The 2,042-nt window shown below is 57.6% G+C and carries 3 protein-coding genes and 1 tRNA gene; 2 read left to right on the top strand and 2 right to left on the bottom strand.

Annotated features, from left to right (window positions below):
* Positions 1-196 precede the first annotated feature (196 nt).
* Positions 197-273: transfer RNA gene (locus OP496_RS17375), tRNA-Pro, on the top strand.
* A gap of 153 nt (positions 274-426) precedes the next feature.
* On the opposite strand, the gene OP496_RS17370 is transcribed toward OP496_RS17375, so the two are convergent.
* Together OP496_RS17370 and OP496_RS17365 are read right to left on the bottom strand one after the other, a co-directional pair.
* Positions 427-765: a hypothetical protein gene (locus OP496_RS17370; RefSeq protein ID WP_280565119.1), complete on the bottom strand. Its 339-nt coding sequence runs from the start codon at positions 763-765 to the stop codon at positions 427-429.
* Positions 766-767: 2 nt separating this feature from the next.
* A complete protein-coding gene (locus tag OP496_RS17365; RefSeq protein ID WP_280565117.1) occupies positions 768-1,097 on the bottom strand; it encodes a hypothetical protein in 330 nt (109 codons plus the stop codon).
* A gap of 445 nt (positions 1,098-1,542) precedes the next feature.
* On the opposite strand from OP496_RS17365, the gene OP496_RS17360 reads away from it, so the two are divergent.
* Positions 1,543-2,042 (top strand): phage antirepressor N-terminal domain-containing protein (locus OP496_RS17360; RefSeq protein ID WP_280565114.1); only part of this gene is annotated, 500 nt, incomplete at its 3' end.

The raw sequence follows: 2,042 nt of genomic DNA, 5'->3' as shown, positions 1-2,042 counted from the left end.
CCTCCATACACCTCCGTTGATGGCGTGTCAGCACACTGCCTTATCCCCTTCATCGTCGGACATGCATTATTACCGGGCACTGGCAAGCAATTGAAAAAAAAGCGCTATCAAGGGTTTTCATTTCCCGGAAGCCGAGGTAGTATACGCAGCGTTCCACGGGCGGCATCGGCTTGAAAGCCTTCCGGCAGAACGTTAACGGAGCGTGGCGCAGCTTGGTAGCGCGCTGCAATGGGGTTGCAGAGGTCGCTGGTTCGAATCCAGTCGCTCCGACCAAGATTATCAAGAAAAACCGCCGCTTATGGGTCAACCATAGCGGCGGTTTTTCGTTGCGCTCAAAAAATTATCAAAATTTTGTCAAAACCCTCTCCCCCATATGCTTCGAAAAAGGGCGCCACAAGGGCGCCCAGGGTCAGCAAGGCCATAGCATCACTCGAAGTTAAACTCGCTGCGGTTATCAGCGGCTTGAGTCTCCATCTGCACACATGACTCGAGCATCGTGTAGCTACCGGCACCCCCTACCGTGGCCACTTGGTCACAGTGCTGCTGCGTGCCGCCAGGTACCGATGACCAATCCTGCTTGATGTTGTCGTACGCCTGCTGCTCCATCTCGATGCACGAGTTATACATGGTATTACTGGGGCTACCGCCGACGCTGGCCACCTGTTCACAATGTGACTCGACATCATAACGCGGTGCCTGCTGCGCTTGGGCCGAGGCCGCCAGCATGGCAGCACCGCATGCAAAAGGGATGATGAGTTTGCGCATGCTCAGGCCTCCTTGGGACGAGTGAAGAGAACGAACAGGCCGAGGATGATGTCGCCGAACGCCCAGGTGGTGACGATCATCCCGGTACCGAGCGCGCCGCCCACCGCAGCACCGGCTTTCTCCGCCTCGCTGCCGGAGGTCATCGAGCCCAGATCGCCCCAGTAGGAGAACAGCCACACGATCATCAAGACGTTGAATAGGATGAAACTCCACTTACAGAGTTTGCCGAAAGCCCCACGCTTGAGCTTGCGAAGCTGCTTACCGCACTGGCTACACTTCAAGGCGGAATCACTAACCTCGTGCTCACATTCCGGGCAGGCGACTAATGCCATGGTATGACCCTCTTGCTCAGTATTATTTAGGTTCCCCGCCCCAGCTTACTAAGTCTTCGCTGATGCATCTATTACGGATTTAAGATGTAGCCGGTGCCGTTGGCCTAATACTGTATACCCATACACCCCTATCGCGGCGATCCTGCCCACTAATCCATTCTGATATCGTGTATACGATAGCGTTTCTTGACGCCTGCGCCTGGCTGGGCCACTATTCTCGTGCCGCTGCAAAATCAGTGGCCGGGTTTGGTCGCCCGATCAGCAATCAAGGCGCACAGCGCCGCAAGGCGTTTTTTTGTGCCCGTGTTATGGCGGGCCGTGCGTGGGAGGGCTTCGGCCCTGCCGGGTTTCCTTGATGCTCCGGTCGACCAACCTGCGTACGGTCCGCCCCCTCTTGCTTGGTCGCAACGGTGGCGGACTCCAGTCAGCATCAAGGAGCTCCATCATGACCGCTATCACCGCCTCTCCCGTTTCCGTCGATTTCCACGGCACCGCCATCCCGACCTTCAATGCCGGAGGCATTGTGCGTGTGGCCATGAAGCCGATCTGCGACGCCATAGGTCTCCAGTGGGAATCGCAGTACAACCGAATCAAGCGCCACCCCGTGCTGGCTTCAACCATATCCATGATGAATATGGTTGCCGCCGACGGTAAGCGCCGCAAGCTGCTGACCCTGCCGCTGAACAAGCTCAACGGCTGGCTGTTCGGCATCGACACCAATCGCGTCAAGCCAGAGATCCGCGAGAAGCTGGTCGAATACCAGGCCGAGTGCTTCGATGTGCTCTCCGACTACTGGCAGAAGGGCCAGGCCACCAACCCCCGTACCACGCCCGATGAACGCGCGGGCCTGCGCGCCGCCGTAACGATGCTCACCACCAAGAAGAGCCTGATGCACAACGATGCGTATCGTCTGGTTCACCAGCGCTTCAGCGTGGAGCACATCGA

Source organism: Chromohalobacter sp. 48-RD10, assembly GCF_029889785.1.
Lineage (GTDB): Bacteria > Pseudomonadota > Gammaproteobacteria > Pseudomonadales > Halomonadaceae > Chromohalobacter.
The sequence above is the reverse complement of the archived record's forward strand: the minus strand, read 5'-3'. Positions and strand labels throughout refer to the sequence as shown.